Consider the following 14,351-nt stretch of genomic DNA (forward strand, 5'->3'; position numbering starts at 1 on the left):
TGCAGATGTTCGGGACAATCTTATCAGGCATGTCCACGTCGATGTTTGAAATCTCCGTTGTGTCCAACAACGTGGCCAACGCAGGCACGACCGCATTTCGCAAAAGCAACGCCAGCTTTGCAGACCTCTACAGCGGGGCCTCACCCGAAACAGTGACGCGAACCTCTACCGGCGTTGGTAGCCTTATTGAGCAAACCCGCCAAAGCGCAAAGCAAGGTAGCCTCATGGAGCGCGAGGGCGTTCTGAATATGGCGATTGCTGGCAACGGCATGTTCATTACAAACACGGCCAACCCCGATGGAACGCCTTCGGACACGCTGACCTTTACGCGCGACGGCGAATTTTCACTCGATCGAAATGGCATTTTGAGGTCATCCACGAACGACCTCGTTTTTGGATATGACGGGGTTGGCGGCACGAACCTTAGCCAGATGGTGGTACCCTTCCAAAACGAAGCCGGCGTGCAGCTAACGGCATTAGACATTGATCCCGATGGCAGAATGTTAGCCACCTACGGTCCCGACGATCCGGTGCTCATTGGGCAGCTGGCGATTGCTGTGTTTCCCAACTCCACATCTATGCGTCAGCTTGGGATGAATAAATTTCAGGAAAGCCAAGACTCTGGTCAACTCGTTTTGGGTGTTTCAGGCCAAGAAGGATTTGGCAGCATCCAAACAGGCCTACTTGAAGCCTCCAACGTCGACCTAACGACTGAATTAACCAGTATGATCCGCGCGCAGCAACAATTCTCTGGTTCATCCCGTATTTTGCAAGCCTACACCGACATGATCGAAAAACTGACCCGCTAGGTTCGGCAGAATTTTACAATCTCTTTTGGAAGGGGACAGGCCATGACACAGCGAAGCGTTCTGACACGTAGGGCGGTGTTTGCAGGCGCTTTGTCAATTCCTGGAACCGGTATAGCCGCCCCATTATTGGATTTGACCAATGGTGGTGGGCTTTTTTCCAAGCCATCAGGTCAAAGCGGTGCTCTTGATTTGTTTGGGGAGCCATCTTCAGCGAGCCGTGATTCCAATAGAAGCCAAGCTAAATTTCGGGCATCGCATCCGTTTCAGATAGCCCTACACAACCCAAACACTCATGAATCTCTAACGGTATCGCTACGTGCGAACGCCGGCTTAAACGTTACCCAAACCAGCCAGATTCACAGATTTTTGCGCGATTGGCGGCGCAATGAAATCAAAGAAATTGATAATAACATACTGAAAACGTTCCTTGAAATATGTGACCACTTCGGACGCGACGACAGTCCGGTTAGAGTTCAAGTAACATCCGGCTATCGGTCCAAAGCGACAAATGATCACCTCCGCAGGTCTAGTCAAAACGTCGCTCGAAATTCGCTGCATGTGCAAGCGCGGGCAATTGATTTTTCACTGCCAGACGTCCCGATATCCGCACTGGCCCGCACAGCGCGCCGGATATGTCCTGGCGGCGTGGGTCGATATCCAAGCTTTATTCATATCGATAGCGGTCCTCTACGCCGATGGTCGGCTTAGGGCTGTGGCACATCAAGATACATATTTCCTCCACCTAATGATGTTTGGCCTGATTCATGCATTCCCGTGTCGGCACCGGAGATTGAAATGACGACAGTAATAACAATTGCAAGCGGCAAAGGCGGAGTTGGGAAATCGTCCCTCGCCATCAATTACGCGCTCAGACTGCAAGCCATCGCTGGAAATACGTTGCTCGTCGATGCAGACTTGCTGGCCGCCAATGTTCACATTCTTTTGGGCCATAAACCGAAAAAGGATCTGATTAGCGTTCTGGACGGTGAATGCAGAATAACCGATGCGATCCAAGATACTACGGGCGCGCTTTCTGTTTTACCGGGGCGCACTGGTGCAAGTGTTAAAGTCGAAAAAGACGGTGATCCGCTACGAGATCTTATCCCACAACTTCGCGACACTATGGATGGGACTAAGTTTGTGGTCGTTGATGCCCCAGCTGGTTCGGGTCGTTCTGTACTCAACTCTATGGCCAATTCTGACCATGTTGTGATTGTTCTACTTGGACAAGCCACGAGTTTTGTAGATGCCTATGCGCTGATCAAGAATGCATATCTTGAGTATCGCATCACACAATTTAATGTCGTGGTGAATATTGCCGACAGTAAATCTCAGGCACAGTTAGTCTTTGATAATTTCGCGCGCACAGTTGCCAATTTTCTACCAGTTTCTCTATCCTATAGTGGTCATGTCACACAGCGTGACGCGATCGCTCAGTCCGCCATACGCTGTAAGCCTATTGTGCAATTACCTGGTGAGCAGCGACAAATCGCAGATTTTGACACCATGCTCAAAAATATTCTAGCCTCTCCACGAAATAGTGCCAAAGCGGCCGATACTACGGTTAACAGCGTTAGCTGAACACCATCCATATGAATGGCTATACCTCTTCTCAGACCAACATAGAACAAATCGTGCGTGAGCATGAGGTATTGGTTCGCCGTATAGCCCATCGCGTACATTCCCGTATGCGCTCAATCATTGAGTTCGACGATCTTTTGCAAATCGGACTAATTGGCCTGATTGAAGCGGCACAAAGGTACACTAGACAGGAGGGTGTATCATTTGAGAACTACGCGGTAATCCGCATACGCGGCGCGATGAACGACTTTCTTCGCAAAAATTCGGTTCTGAGCCGTAAATCAATGAAGATTAATAGAGCAGTAAACGCGGCACGTGATCGGCTAGAGCAAGAGCTTGGACGTACACCCGAAAAATCTGAACTGGCGAGCGCCGTAGCAATGTCGCTTAACGAGTTCAACGAATGGGAACAAATTCTCAACGCGAGTTACCAAAACTCTATTGAGGAGGAATATGACGAACACTCGATGTGGTTTGCCAGCCAAGATGCTCCGATTGAGCAGATGTTGGATGGGTCACGCCTCAAGCTAGCTTTGCTTGATGCGCTAAAACAACTACCAGACCGCGAAGCAATGGTTTTACAGCTCTACTACGTTGAAGAGCTCAACATTTACGAGATTGCCGCGGTGCTAGATGTGTCGCCCGGGCGCATTTCTCAAATCAAGTCTGCCGCATTCAAGAGAATGCAGCCCATGCTGCATGAGTATTTCGAAGGGGTAACTCCCGAATGAATACGGCTTTCATTTACCCGAATGAAAAGGACACGCGTCGTGGAACACATTGATATCGTGCATGTGACCGTTCAATCGGCTGAGATTACCTTGATAGGACATGACACTGATCCGCATCTGGTTGTGAATGGGACGCTTAAGAACGTTGCGCGTGGGCATGTCGTTCTGACGCTTCAGCCGGCACAGTGCAGAGCTGTTGGTATCATCGGGACGCTTGAGATCGAAGAAAATCGGCCCGTGATGCAAGCGAGCGTCACTGTTGGGCGCAGCCAGTTTGACACACTTATTTCCCTACTAAGCGGCACGCCACCGAGACCAGCGTCCGTTCTATTGGCGTTAAGGGAACGACTAATATTGACAGAAGACGGTTATTTACAACCGGATACACTTCGCCATTGCTCAATTGTGGATATATCGTGGAGTATTCCTGTTCAATAGTGCTCACTTAGTCATCTACAGACGCATCACAGCCAATACCATATTTCCGCATTTTAGCAGTGAGCGTCGTCCGCTTTAGATCTAAATGTTGTGCGGCGCGTGATACATTATTGTCGGCCAAATCCAACGCAATTTCGATTGTATCCTTTTCTTGCGACGCAAGATGGTCCTTGACGGAAAAGACAGCCTTATTTTCAAGGAACGCACGGATCGCGTCGCGTGAAACTGATAGCCCATCAGTGGCCTCTGACATCAAATCGCAGGAAGAGACTTGTTCTGATCGGGGCAGAACTTGAATTGCATTCCAGATTTGCTCCTGCTCGTCGACCAGCTTGATCTCACCGAACAACAACCTCCGAACCCATGCATTATCGATCGGCTCACCACGTGACAAGACGGCCGCGCGTTGAAAGAAGTTCTTAAGTTCTCTTACGTTCCCCGGCCAATCATAGCGCATCAACTCATCCAGACCCGCCTGTGTCATCTCTGGCGCAATCAACCCAGTACCATCGTTTTCCATCTGCTCCGCCATCTTGCTGAGCAGCTCGGGGATATCGGACAAACGGTCCTTGAGGGGAGGCACTCGAATCTCAATGACAGACAAACGAAACATCAAATCTCCGCGGAAAAGGCCACGGGCAGTCTTTGCCTTTAGATCCTGATGCGTCGCACAAACAAGGCGAAAGTCCACCGCCGTTTCTTTGTTGGATCCGATGCGTGAGATCGCTCGCGTTTCGAGAACACGAAGTAGTTTTGTCTGCAAATCCAGTGGCATATCGCCAATTTCATCAAGAAAAAGTGTGCCTCCATCGGCTTCCTCGAAGCGTCCAACCCTGCGGCTTGCCGCACCCGTGAACGCACCTTTCTCATGACCGAATAATTCAGCTTCCAAAAGATCGCGGGGAATGGCAGCGCAATTTACACTCACCAGAGCGCCATTTCGCTTTGACTTTGCGTGCACTGTCTGCGCGACAAGCTCTTTTCCGGCGCCGGTTGGACCACTCGTCAAAATATTGACATTATAGGGTGCCGCATTCTGAATATCAGCCAACATACCAGCAATTGCGGGGGACCGCCCCACGATCAAATTGTCTTGGTAACGCCCATTAATTGACGGAGACATTTTTTTATCCATTTTTAAATACCATTAATTGTCAACAATATTGCCAATGGCACTTAACAATGCAATCTCGACAAAAGTATCAAACGGATACAAATGCAATCGAAAGAGATAGGGTGAACAAAAGACACGCATCCCGCATCTTTTTCCACCCACACGTAAAATTTACGAAAAAATATTTCTGCTACCGACTCTTGGCATCAGACTTGCCTTGTAGACCTCAATAAGGAGGCCTGAGCATGCCACGCGCTATAATCGATGCAGCACAATTTGCCCTAGCTGGCAAAATTTTGCAATTACTGCAGGAGCATTCCGTTGAGGCAATTGAATATGCAGATTTTGATACATCACAAAAGCGCACGGGCACAGATTTCTTAGTTCTATCGCAGGATCGCGCAGAAACACTGGCTAAAGATGGTGGTCTGATTGAGGCGGCAAAAGCCATTGGCGCACGGTCGGTTTTGGTCATCAATGAAAATGCGACCGAGTATTCCATTACTACTGAATTGGGTGGAAAAATCGCAATCGTTGCTTTGGGCAATCAGATAACCGATGAATACGCCGCCCTCTTTATAGTTGCGTTGCTACACGGCACCGGCCGAGCAATCGTGCGAAATTCAAACGTTGTACGACTATTCGATATGGCTGCGCGGGTAGCCCAGGCAGACGTCAGTGTTTTTATCAACGGCCCTACCGGCAGCGGCAAAGAAGTGATGGCAAAGTACATCCACGCCCGCTCCACCCGAAGTGCTGGCGAATTTGTGGCGATTAACTGCGCTGCAATCCCCGAAAACATGCTGGAAGCCATGTTGTTTGGGCATACCAAAGGCGCGTTCACTGGCGCTGCCGCCGCAAATGTTGGGCTGATCCGCGCGGCAGATGGGGGCACGCTTCTGCTGGATGAAATCTCGGAAATGTCGATGACGCTTCAGGCCAAGTTACTCCGCGCCATTCAAGAGATGGCCGTGACCCCGCTTGGCGGCAACCGTCAAATTGATGTCGACATCCGCGTCCTCGCCACGTCCAACCGCAATATGCAGCAAGAATGTAGTGCGGGGCGTTTCCGTGAAGACCTCTTTTATCGGCTCAACGTTTTTCCCGTGGCAACGATGCCATTGTCCGAACGGCCAGACGATATACTGCCAATCGCGCAAGAGTTTTTGGTCCGTCACGTACGCGATGTTACCGATGTAGCCTATCTGGCACCCTGCGCGATCCGCGCCCTAGAGGCCTACGACTGGCCCGGCAACATCCGCGAGTTGGAAAATGTCATGCAACGGGCTTTGGTTCTGAAATCAGGTCCTTGCATCACCGAAGACGCCATTATGATCGACCAGTTTTCGACCCAATTTTCCTATCCACAGGCAGCGATGGGGCAGGCCGTAGCCGCGCCCCACAAGACATAGGAGGTAAACATGACAAGTGTTCCAGCAGTCGGAGCCACGACTTCGATCACCGCCACAGATGCTCTGAACCGCGCCAAAGAAATGACACAGCGCGCGGCCGGCAACGGCATCGAAATGCGCCCAGACGGCCCGAGCTTTGGCGAACGGCTCAAGGACTCGCTCGACAATGTCGCCGAAGCCCAAGGTGACGCCGCAAAACTGGTCCGCGATTTTGAGATGGGCACAGAAACGGACCTGACCAAAGTTATGGTGGCACAGCAGGTGTCATCGCTCGGATTTCAGCTGACCCTGAATGTCCGCAACAAAGCGCTCAGCGCATACAAAGACATAATGAACATGCCTGTTTAGGGCAGACCACGAGTAGAACAGAATTGAGGACAACAGGCACATGAGCGACCGCTCTACCAACTCTCCTATTGCGCCAGCACGCGCGGGTTTCTCGACCCGTGTGACGCAGACGTTGGAAGAGCTGCGTATGGTCTACACCCAGCCTGCGGTTCAGCGAGCGTTCCCTGTTATCGCTGCGGCACTGCTCGTTGTGCTGGGTCTGATCCTCTACATGTCGCTGCAAGTACCGCAGCGCACGACGCTGTTTGCCTCCCTGCCGGAGGCCGAAAAGGCCGCGGTGCTGGACGCGCTACGCAACTCAGGCACCGATGTGCAGATCGACCCCGCAACCGGCGATGTGACTGTGCCCGTTTCGGACTACTATAACTCTCGGATGACGCTTGCTGCGCAGGGTTTGCCCCAGTCCATGCCGGATGGCTACAGCGCCCTTGCGGATATGCCGATGGGCACATCCCGCTCCGTTGAGAGTATGCGCCTAAAGCAAAGCCAAGAAATTGAGCTGGCTCGTTCGATCAATGAGATTGACGTAATTTCGGCATCACGCGTGCACCTTGCCATCCCCGAACGGTCTGCATTTGCGCGCAATGCGCAGAACCCCACTGCATCGGTCTTTGTACAGGTCAAAGCGGGTCGCAGCCTTAGCTCGCAGCAGGTTACGGCGATTGTGAACCTCGTATCCTCGTCCATCGCAAATTTGCCCAAAACCGCCGTCACGGTGGTCGATCAGAATGGCCGTCTTTTGTCGGACACCGTGGACGACCCCGCCACAACATTGGCGGATCGGCAGTTAGAATATCAACTGCGCCTAGAGGACATCTACCGCACACGGATCGAAAGTCTCCTGACGCCGATCGTCGGGCCCGGCAATGTGTCGGCGCAGGTCAGCCTCGAAATTGATTTCACACGCCGCGAGATCACAGAGGACATGGTCGTCCCGGACCAATCCGCCCTGCTGAGCGAGCAGATGGCGCTTGAAGAAGAAGTATCACAGAACAACCGCGGCATCCCCGGTGCTGTTTCCAACACCCCTCCCCCCACACCCGCCCTTGAGGAAGGGGCAGGTGATGCGGTCGAAGATAGCTCCAGCCCAGAGTCAACGATGCGGTCGTCCAACAACCTGCGCAACTATGAGATCAGCCGCAAAGTCTCATCCGAAAGCAGCCCCATGGCGATGCTCGCGGGAGTCCATGTGGCCGTCCTGCTGCGTGAACAAGACCCCCTCCCCATCACTGAGGACGACGAAGAGGCCGTCGCCCCGCCCTCAATCGGCGTGGACCCCACGCGCATTAGGGAAATCAAGGCGCTGGTTGAACGCTCGGTCGGCATCAATGGCGCACGCGGCGACACACTGATCGTGTCGAGCTTGCCGTTTATCTCACCTGAGGCGGTCATCGCCTCCATGTCCGGTGATTTGGAACAAAAATGGCATGAGGATCCTTGGGTCCGGAACATGTTACGCAACCTATTGGGCGTTGCGGTGCTGGCGGTTGTCACGCTGGGGATCGTTAAACCCCTGCTCACCCAGTTCCTGACCGCGCCGGGCGATGCCTACAGTACGCGCAAGATTAGCTCTGATGATGGCGACATTATCGATATGGAATCCATCGAGATGGAGGCAGGTCAAACGCTGGAAGAGATCAAAGCCAAGCTCAAGCCCAAGAAATCAACCATCTCTGCCGAGATGTTGGATACCGCCAACAGCTACGACGACAAGATCAGGCTTATTCGCATGATCGTCGGCGACGAAGCAGGCCGCGTGTCCAACGTGTTCAAGGCCATGATGGAAGAAGACATGGACCAAGCAGGATGATCCGCGAGCGGGAGGGATAGCCGCATGGACGGAGCAAACGCTGCAACCGAAGAAGCAGCCGAAATCACCGCACGACTGACCGGAACGCAAAAATCTGCGATCCTGATGATGTTGCTGGGTGAAGAAGAAGCCGCCGAAATCCTCAAACACCTCAGCCCCCGCGAGGTGCAGCACCTTGGGGCAGCCATGTATTCCGTGCGCGGGACTGATCAGGAAACGGTGAATGCCGTACTTGACGAATTTTTGGCGATTATCAAACAGCAGACAAGTCTGGGTCTGGGCGCAGGCAACTACATCCGCAACGTCCTGAACCGCGCTTTGGGCGAGGATAAGGCGCAATCGGTCCTTAGTCGAATTACCCCCGCTAGCAGCGAACGGCCCATCGAAATTCTGGACTGGATGGACGCCCGGTCTATCGCCGAACTTCTTCAGGACGAACACCCGCAGATTATCGCGCTGGTGTCGTCCTATTTGGACTATAGCCTCGCCTCCGATGTTTTGAACCTATTGCCGCACGATTTGCAGCCTCAGATCATTCACCGCATCGCCACGCTAGAAACCGTCGACCCAGAAGCCCTGCGCGAACTGGAAGCCGTGATGCAGATGAAGTTCAAGGCCAACACCAGCCTGCGGTCGTCAAAAGTTGGCGGCGTAAAAGCTGCCGCGAAGATCATGAACTTCACCAAAGCCAATATGGAAAAACGCATCCTTGGCGCGATCAAACGCGAAGACAAGGAACTGATGGGCGCGATCCAAGACAACATGTTCACCTTCGAAAACCTCGGCATGTCGGACGACCGTTCGCTTCAGACCCTGCTCAGGGCACTGGAATCCGAGGACCTGATCATGGCAATGAAAGGCGCGCCCGAAGACCTGCAAGAGAAGCTATTTGGCTGTATGTCCTCACGAGCCGCCGCCAACATCAAAGACGAAATGGAAGTCCTTGGACCAGTGCGTTTGACCGAGGTGCAGACCGCGCAGAAGAAGATCATCGAAGTTGCGCGTAAAATGTCCGACGAAGGCACAATCGTGCTGGCGGGTCGCGGCGGCGATGAGATGGTCTAATGAGCCGCATCCGCGAGAAAAAAGCCCCCCCTGCGGCGAATATTGAGGCCCTGCTCGCATTAGGTCGCTCTGCCACCACCGGGCAATTCGCCAAGACTGTTCGCAGCACAAGCGACACGACCTTTCGCGCCCTATCTTGGAGCGACGTTGCCGTACCATTGGCCGATCAGCCCCCCGTGCCCGTCGAAGATACCCCCGAAGGCGAAACCACCACAGATCCTGAGGACACGAACGAAACCACCGAAATACCGGCAGAGGATGATCATCCGTCCGAACCGGTTGAAACAGAGGCCACCCCAGAGCCAGAGGTGGACCCAGCCCCCGAAATAGCAGAAGACGCTCAACCATCGGATGAGCCGCCCGCCCCTCCCGCGATTGACGAGGCTGAGTTGCAACGCATCCGCGATGATGCCTACGCCGAAGGTCTGTCAGCTGGCAAAGCCATGACCGAAAGCGCGCGCGAACACGAGCTAAGCGTGCAGCTTCAACAGCTCGAGCAGATCATCGCACGGCTTGGTGCAGACGACCTGATCGAGACTGATGTGCTATCTGGGCGCATCCATGCCTCGGTACTTGAACTCGCGTCACAGCGCATTGGCTTTGCGCTAGAGGACATGCCCGACGTGATGATCACGCGGATTGAAACCTTGATCGCGGACATGGCTCATCTGGCGGGCATACGAGAATTGTTCGTCGCACCCGATGATCTGGAACTTGTGCGACGTGGGTTTGACTCGCACCAAAATCCACCGCCTCTGCAATTGCGGAGCGACCCATCCCTGCACCGTGGCGACGCGCGCCTCCGGGTGGGGGGGGCCGAAATAAGCGACACGCTGGATTGGGCAGACCCCGAGCCTGTTGAGGAGCCGCCCATTAAGGCGGACGCCTAGCGGCATGAACTTAACCGACCAAATCATGCGCCCCGTGGGCAATGCGGCGGGAAAAACAACGCTGAGCGGCCGTGTATCGCGCTATGACGGCCTGCTGCTGGAATGCGACGGGTTTCCCGTGTCTGTCGGTTCCGTCTGTTCGGTCCAAACGGCGCATGGTGTCGATGTTTTGGGCGAGGTGATCGGCTACGACGAAGGCCGCAACAAGCTAATCCTATACGAATCCGGTGCAGCTGTGCAGGCAGGCGCGCGCGTATCGTTGTTGGATCAGGGCATCTCAGTCGATGTCGGCGATGCCTACTTGGGCCGCGTTGTTGACGCATTGGGCCGCCCCCTCGACGACCAAGACGTCCCAAAGGGCGCATCCAGCGTGCCTTTAAATGGCCAGATGCTCAACCCGCTGGCGCGCGCCCTGATCCCTGGCGCGCTTGATGTCGGGGTTCGCGCGGTCAACGGATTGCTGACGATTGGCTGCGGACAGCGGATCGGGATCATCGCGGGCTCTGGCGTTGGTAAATCCGTGCTTTTGGGCATGATGGCGCGCTATACGTCTGCTGATGTCGTGGTTATGGGGCTGATCGGGGAACGCGCCCGTGAGGTTGGCGAAATGGTTCGCAGCATCATGGACCCCGCAGCCCGTGAGCGGATCAGCATCGTGGCCGTTCCGGCCGACCGCTCACCCCTATTGCGCATCCGGGCTGCACGCCGCGCAACCGCACTTGCGGAGCATTTCCGTGATCGGGGCAAAAACGTACTGCTCATCATGGATTCGTTAACCCGCGTGGCCCACGCCCAACGAGAGATCGGCCTGGCCTTGGGCGAGGCACCGACCTCCAAGGGGTATCCGCCGTCTGTCGTTTCAATGATCCCGACCCTGATTGAACGCGCAGGCATGGGTGTTGGCGAAAACGCAGGCTCCATCACCGGGATCTATACCGTTTTGGCCGATGGTGATGACGACAACGACCCAGTCGTTGATACCGCCCGTGCCATTCTTGACGGGCACATCGTCCTCAGCCGGTCCATCGCGCAAATGGGCATTTATCCCGCGATTGATATTCCCTCATCCATCAGCCGCGTGATGAACGACATCGTGACACCACAACAACAAGCCGCGGCGCGCAAATTCAAACGCATGGTCTCTCTTTACAACGAAAACAGAGACTTGATGCTCATGGGCGGCTATATTTCGGGGCAGGATAGCGATCTGGATGAGGCCGTAGCGTCATGGCCGAAAATGATGTCCTTCATCAGCCAATCCGCCGGCCAAAGCGCAAGCCTGTCCGAAAGCCAACAAACCCTAAGCGCGATCGTTGGGCGTGTGTGATGAGCGACCGCAAGGTCAAACTGCTCAAGAACATGGCGCTCAAAGAGCAAGCGCGCATGCCGCAGTATGTGCAGCGCCAAAAGAGCCTGATCAAAGAAATCACCCACCTAGATGACCTTTTGGTACGGATCAAAAAGCTGCGCGAAGACGCCCGCAGCAACGACGTGATGCAGGCACACCGATTACAAACCAACCGCTGGTACGAATTACGCCTAATCGAAGAGATGCAGACGCTCGACAACAAGCTTGAGTTTCTACGCACCGAGCTGGAGCAAGTGACCGCGACGATTGCGCAAATCGGACACAAAGTGCAGCGGGTGTCTGAAAAAGCCCAAGACGCCCAGCGCACCGCGAAACAAGACCGCGAAGCCAAGCAGGAGCACGCAAACGCGGCACCTTTCAGGATCAAACGGACCTGACGCGATTTTGCCACCCAGACTGCACGGATTGGCACCCTGCTTGCATTATTTTTCCGATCAAATGGATAAGCGACACCTCCGATGAACGGACCAACACAAATTTTGGACTTAGGGCAGGGCTTTTTGCGGCCTATGTCTGCCCCACAGGGCGTCCCCCGCGTCGTACCTGCATCTGTGTCCGCTGAGTTGGGGGCCATTCCGACGCAAGGCGTGGATGAGGTGTTCTCAGATGCACTCGCCGTGGCGCAGAGCGCAGAGGTCCTTCCGAAATCTCAGCAAGCAGATTTGACCGATCTAGTGCCCGACGCACCCGGCAATATTCTGATGGCACCAGAGGCGCCAACCGTCGACATCGCAGCCATCACCGCATTGCTGAACGCCGCGCCTCAAACGCAGGCGTTACCCGAACTTACGCTACCCCAAGGGCTCAAGGCGCCAACAAACGACGCATTGATCGACACCCCTGAGGTCGAGATGATGCTGGCCCCTGTCGATCAAACGCTGGGCGCATCACTACCTGTGGCGCAAGTCACATTGGCCCTGCACACCACCGATGTGCCCACTGATTTGACCGAAGCTGCATCCAAGGTCGTCTCTAACATCGACATTCTCTTGGATGCTGCTCCACAATTGGTTTCGCAGCCAGTTGGCCAAGCCATCACCAGTGTTCCCGTTACCGAATTGATGGCAGCCAAGGCTATCTCACCTCATTTCGAAATGCTTCCCTACCCTGCTGCTAAGGTTGTCCCGCTTAGCCAAGGCGGGAACCCCAACGAAGGTGTGACCCTACCTGCTCCGGCGGAATTCAAAGGCCTGCCACAGCAAAGCCCATCGCCCGCCCTGACCAACCTTGGCCCAGTGGCAGACGCCGTCTCGGTCGAGGTGAAGCCAGTCGAAGCCACTGATGCGCTGCAAACATCAAGGCCACACAGCACAATCGACACCGTCGCCCGACCGATCATCCAAACAACCGCAATCCCACCTGAGGTTGCGCAACAAGCTACCATCCCAGCCACATTGGTGGCCCCGGAACTAACGACAATTGTCCCCGCAGTGACGGCAACCTCGGCCCAGACGACACCCCGCAAAACAGACCCCACGCGCATACCCTCGGGCCCGGCACCGACCATCGGGCTGAGCATTGATGATGCCACTGGATTGAACACCAAAACAACAAGTGACCAAGGCGCGACCCTGCGATCAACCGCTCGGCTGCGCGGGACACTGCCGCGTGACGCCACACCTCAGATGCCCCCTGAAACCCGTCCAAACGGCGAGGCAACAGTGATGACCTCAGCCCCAGTTCCGACCAGCACGACCGGCGCCCCTGCGCCCGGCCCAACACCTGCCCAGGGGCCGATGCAGCAAAGCGCGATGGCGGGTGCCATGCTGGACGTGCGCCACCAAGGCTGGACCAAAACGCTCGTGAACCGCGCCGCACAATCCGTGCAGGCTGGCGGCACCCTGACCCTCAGCATCCTGCCGCAGCACTTGGGGCAAATCACGCTCAAGCTGAGCGAAGGGCGCAAGGGCATGGAACTGCGCATCACCGCAGAGGTCGCATCCACAGCCTCGATGCTGCGCGGCGTCGAGACGCAGATTTCAGGAGCGTTTGATGAGGCGGGCCTGAAGCTTGCCTCGTTCTCCGCAAACACTGGCGGGCAAGGCAAAGGCGGCGACACCCCGAATGAACGTCGTGACACCACCGGCATAGCCGCATCCGCAAATACGGTTGATGAGGCACCGCAGGCCACTGCGGACACCTCATCCCTGATCAGCATCATCGCATAAGAATTCGAACGAGGACCCAGACATGAGCGAAGAAGAAGACGAGCCAAAGAAAAAATCCGGCCTAGTCAAAATCTTGATCATGGTATTCGCCGCATTGGCAGTGCTGGGCATTGGCCTTGGCGCTGGGTATTTTATGTTTGGCACGCAGCCCCATTCCCCAGAGGAGTTGGCGTCTGAGATCATCGAACGCAACGGCGCCACTGCCCCCGAAGCGGAGCCTGAGGACGAGGGCGAAGGAGAAGAGGGCGAGGGAGAGCGCCGCTCCAAGGTCGTCAAGGAAAGTTCCAAGGAAGAGGTCTTTCAGACGCTCTACTATGAGATCCCCGGCAACCTAACGACCAACCTGCGGGACTCGCGGCGGTTCTTGCAGTTGGGGATCGGCGTTTCGACGCAATACGATGAGGAAATCCTTCGTAACGTCGAAATGCACCTGCCTGCGATCAAGGCCGCGATCCTCGAAACGCTCAGCGACTACGGCGAAGAAGACGTTGTTGGCCGCGAGGCACGCAGGCTGTTGTCCGAAGACCTGCGGGATTCAATCAATGTTGAACTGGAACGGCTAGAAGGTTTCGGTGGCATCGAGGGCGTTCACCTGACGTCCTATGTGATGCAATAG

General features: G+C 55.0%; 15 protein-coding genes. 14 read left to right on the forward strand and 1 reads right to left on the reverse strand.

Annotated features, from left to right (window positions below; all coding sequences use genetic code 11):
* Positions 1-5: 5 nt before the first annotated feature.
* The 5 genes from THS5294_RS05945 to THS5294_RS18200 all read left to right on the forward strand — a co-directional run bounded on the left by THS5294_RS05945 (position 6) and on the right by THS5294_RS18200 (position 3,559).
* Complete coding sequence (locus THS5294_RS05945; RefSeq protein ID WP_038005445.1) at positions 6-809, forward strand: flagellar hook-basal body protein; 804 nt, start codon at positions 6-8, stop codon at positions 807-809.
* A 42-nt stretch (positions 810-851) separates the two neighbouring features.
* Positions 852-1,517 carry a YcbK family protein gene (locus THS5294_RS17915; RefSeq protein WP_072936766.1) on the forward strand — a complete coding sequence of 222 codons (666 nt, stop codon included), beginning with the start codon at positions 852-854 and terminating at the stop codon, positions 1,515-1,517.
* Positions 1,518-1,604: 87 nt separating this feature from the next.
* A complete protein-coding gene (locus THS5294_RS05955; protein ID WP_058123004.1) occupies positions 1,605-2,390 on the forward strand; it encodes a P-loop NTPase in 786 nt (261 codons plus the stop codon).
* Positions 2,391-2,401: 11 nt separating this feature from the next.
* On the forward strand, positions 2,402-3,121 hold the full coding sequence (locus THS5294_RS05960) for a sigma-70 family RNA polymerase sigma factor (RefSeq protein ID WP_058123005.1): 720 nt from the start codon (positions 2,402-2,404) through the stop codon (positions 3,119-3,121).
* A gap of 39 nt (positions 3,122-3,160) precedes the next feature.
* A complete protein-coding gene (locus THS5294_RS18200; RefSeq protein WP_139278659.1) occupies positions 3,161-3,559 on the forward strand; it encodes a hypothetical protein in 399 nt (132 codons plus the stop codon).
* Between the two features lie 7 nt (positions 3,560-3,566).
* On the opposite strand, the gene THS5294_RS05965 is transcribed toward THS5294_RS18200, so the two are convergent.
* Positions 3,567-4,694, reverse strand: coding sequence for a sigma-54 interaction domain-containing protein (locus THS5294_RS05965; protein ID WP_233486417.1), 1,128 nt, complete (start codon positions 4,692-4,694; stop codon positions 3,567-3,569).
* 224 nt (positions 4,695-4,918) lie between these two features.
* On the opposite strand from THS5294_RS05965, the gene THS5294_RS05970 reads away from it, so the two are divergent.
* The 9 genes from THS5294_RS05970 (at position 4,919) to THS5294_RS06010 (ending at position 14,351) form a co-directional block, all read left to right on the forward strand.
* Positions 4,919-6,085 (forward strand): sigma 54-interacting transcriptional regulator, encoded by a 1,167-nt coding sequence (locus THS5294_RS05970; protein WP_058123006.1) that lies wholly within the window; start codon positions 4,919-4,921, stop codon positions 6,083-6,085.
* Positions 6,086-6,094: 9 nt separating this feature from the next.
* A complete protein-coding gene (gene fliE, locus THS5294_RS05975) occupies positions 6,095-6,433 on the forward strand; it encodes a flagellar hook-basal body complex protein FliE (protein WP_038005437.1) in 339 nt (112 codons plus the stop codon).
* Between the two features lie 40 nt (positions 6,434-6,473).
* Positions 6,474-8,243: a flagellar basal-body MS-ring/collar protein FliF gene (fliF, locus tag THS5294_RS05980; protein WP_058123007.1), complete on the forward strand. Its 1,770-nt coding sequence runs from the start codon at positions 6,474-6,476 to the stop codon at positions 8,241-8,243.
* A gap of 24 nt (positions 8,244-8,267) precedes the next feature.
* Complete coding sequence (gene fliG / locus THS5294_RS05985; RefSeq protein WP_038005432.1) at positions 8,268-9,308, forward strand: flagellar motor switch protein FliG; 1,041 nt, start codon at positions 8,268-8,270, stop codon at positions 9,306-9,308.
* Positions 9,308-10,198: a FliH/SctL family protein gene (locus THS5294_RS05990; RefSeq protein WP_058123008.1), complete on the forward strand. Its 891-nt coding sequence runs from the start codon at positions 9,308-9,310 to the stop codon at positions 10,196-10,198. Before fliG ends, THS5294_RS05990 begins: the two co-directional genes overlap by 1 nt.
* A 4-nt stretch (positions 10,199-10,202) precedes the next feature.
* Positions 10,203-11,525, forward strand: coding sequence for a FliI/YscN family ATPase (locus THS5294_RS05995; RefSeq protein ID WP_058123009.1), 1,323 nt, complete (start codon positions 10,203-10,205; stop codon positions 11,523-11,525).
* Positions 11,525-11,944, forward strand: a complete 420-nt coding sequence (locus THS5294_RS06000; RefSeq protein ID WP_072936768.1) for a hypothetical protein — start codon at positions 11,525-11,527, stop codon at positions 11,942-11,944. The genes THS5294_RS05995 and THS5294_RS06000 overlap by 1 nt, the downstream gene beginning before the upstream one ends.
* 132 nt (positions 11,945-12,076) lie before the next feature.
* Positions 12,077-13,735: a flagellar hook-length control protein FliK gene (locus tag THS5294_RS06005; protein WP_058123010.1), complete on the forward strand. Its 1,659-nt coding sequence runs from the start codon at positions 12,077-12,079 to the stop codon at positions 13,733-13,735.
* Positions 13,736-13,757: 22 nt separating this feature from the next.
* Positions 13,758-14,351: a flagellar basal body-associated FliL family protein gene (locus THS5294_RS06010; RefSeq protein WP_058123011.1), complete on the forward strand. Its 594-nt coding sequence runs from the start codon at positions 13,758-13,760 to the stop codon at positions 14,349-14,351.

Origin of the sequence: Thalassobacter stenotrophicus (assembly GCF_001458315.1) — a bacterium.
In the GTDB taxonomy this organism is placed as follows: domain Bacteria; phylum Pseudomonadota; class Alphaproteobacteria; order Rhodobacterales; family Rhodobacteraceae; genus Thalassobacter; species Thalassobacter stenotrophicus.

What these genes read in the sequence shown, in the direction of transcription:
- fliE (WP_038005437.1), top strand. Translation starts at nt 6,095, where the DNA reads ATGACAAGTGTTCCAGCAGTCGGAGCCACGACTTCGATCACCGCCACA.
- THS5294_RS05945 (WP_038005445.1), top strand. Translation starts at nt 6, where the DNA reads ATGTTCGGGACAATCTTATCAGGCATGTCCACGTCGATGTTTGAAATC.
- THS5294_RS06010 (WP_058123011.1), top strand. Translation starts at nt 13,758, where the DNA reads ATGAGCGAAGAAGAAGACGAGCCAAAGAAAAAATCCGGCCTAGTCAAA.
- THS5294_RS05970 (WP_058123006.1), top strand. Translation starts at nt 4,919, where the DNA reads ATGCCACGCGCTATAATCGATGCAGCACAATTTGCCCTAGCTGGCAAA.
- THS5294_RS05990 (WP_058123008.1), top strand. Translation starts at nt 9,308, where the DNA reads ATGAGCCGCATCCGCGAGAAAAAAGCCCCCCCTGCGGCGAATATTGAG.
- THS5294_RS05955 (WP_058123004.1), top strand. Translation starts at nt 1,605, where the DNA reads ATGACGACAGTAATAACAATTGCAAGCGGCAAAGGCGGAGTTGGGAAA.
- THS5294_RS05995 (WP_058123009.1), top strand. Translation starts at nt 10,203, where the DNA reads ATGAACTTAACCGACCAAATCATGCGCCCCGTGGGCAATGCGGCGGGA.
- THS5294_RS06005 (WP_058123010.1), top strand. Translation starts at nt 12,077, where the DNA reads ATGTCTGCCCCACAGGGCGTCCCCCGCGTCGTACCTGCATCTGTGTCC.
- THS5294_RS06000 (WP_072936768.1), top strand. Translation starts at nt 11,525, where the DNA reads ATGAGCGACCGCAAGGTCAAACTGCTCAAGAACATGGCGCTCAAAGAG.
- THS5294_RS05960 (WP_058123005.1), top strand. Translation starts at nt 2,402, where the DNA reads ATGAATGGCTATACCTCTTCTCAGACCAACATAGAACAAATCGTGCGT.
- THS5294_RS17915 (WP_072936766.1), top strand. Translation starts at nt 852, where the DNA reads ATGACACAGCGAAGCGTTCTGACACGTAGGGCGGTGTTTGCAGGCGCT.
- THS5294_RS05965 (WP_233486417.1), bottom strand. Translation starts at nt 4,694, where the DNA reads ATGGATAAAAAAATGTCTCCGTCAATTAATGGGCGTTACCAAGACAAT.
- fliF (WP_058123007.1), top strand. Translation starts at nt 6,474, where the DNA reads ATGAGCGACCGCTCTACCAACTCTCCTATTGCGCCAGCACGCGCGGGT.
- fliG (WP_038005432.1), top strand. Translation starts at nt 8,268, where the DNA reads ATGGACGGAGCAAACGCTGCAACCGAAGAAGCAGCCGAAATCACCGCA.